This is a genomic window from Kitasatospora sp. SC0581, assembly GCF_048159585.1.
Classification (GTDB): Bacteria; Actinomycetota; Actinomycetes; order Streptomycetales; family Streptomycetaceae; genus Kitasatospora.
This window is the reverse complement of record NZ_JBLRWA010000078.1, coordinates 1-1047: the sequence shown is the minus strand read 5'-3', so window position 1 is coordinate 1047 and position 1047 is coordinate 1. Positions and strand designations below refer to the sequence as shown.

Here is a 1047-nt window from a genome sequence, read left to right as displayed (position 1 = left end):
TCACGATCCACAACGACGCCAACGCCACTGCCGACGACCAGCGCCGGTACGAACGGCTGATGGAAGCCGCCGTCCCGCTGGCGGCCGACCTCTCCCAGTTGCCGCTGCCCGAGCACATCACCGTGCGGATAGCGACCCCGGAGCAGTTCGTCGCCTGGCAGGTCGAGCACAACCAGCTGATGGTCGCCAAGGGCATTGAATCCCTGGGGTTGGGCGGCGTGCAGCGCCGGCTGCTCAGGACGGCGGCGACGCTGGCGGTCAAGACCAAGGGCAAGGCCATGTATACGAAGTTCGCCCCCACGGTCCAGGGCGCGATCATCTATCGTGCCGAGGGCCCGGCCTTGGTGGTCATGCCCACCGCCCACGCCGAGTCCCGGGGAAGCGACCGCTTCCTGACCTGCGTCTTCGCTCACGAGATCACCCACCTCGCCCAGTTCGAGCTCAACCCGACCCTCCCCTACGCCGTGGTGCGCCTCGGCACCCAGGATCAGCTGGCCCGCTGGCCCCACGACGAATGCCGCTTCCCGTCCGCTGTCCTTGAGGGCCACGCCTCCTGGGTCCAGGCGAGGGCGTCCGAGCGGCTGTGCGGCATCGCCACACGCACACGCCTGGACGACGAGCCCGAGCCGACCGAGCTGTTCACCCGGCTCACCGCCGAGTCCCCCAGGGCGGATGCCTACGACCTGGGCGAGCAGTTCCTCGCCGCCGTCTACACCTACGGCGGGTACCCCGCGGTCGAGCGCCTCCTGAAGGATGAAGAGTGGATGCCGACCAACCGGGAGATCCAGGACCCGGCGATCTGGCTGGACCGTCACCAGGAGGCCTGAGCGCCCATCCGCTGAGGTGGTGAACGAAGGCCGGCAGCCGCCCGTGAGGTAGCTGCCGTGATCCCGGCTGCGCGCCACGCAGCACGGGACGACACAAGGAAGGACGCCGCCTACCGTCCCTCCTCGCCACCCAGCAACGCGAGGAGGACGACGGTGGAGTTGATCGTGACAGCCGAGGACGTCGCCCGCCGCCTCGGCTACCCCACCCCCCTCGGCGACC

General features: G+C 69.6%; 1 protein-coding gene. It reads left to right on the top strand.

What is annotated here, in order from left to right; genetic code table 11:
- The coding region (locus ACLWS4_RS37125; protein ID WP_416876440.1) for a hypothetical protein at positions 1–827 on the top strand (827 nt) is incomplete at its 5' end.
- Positions 828–1047: the final 220 nt, after the last annotated feature.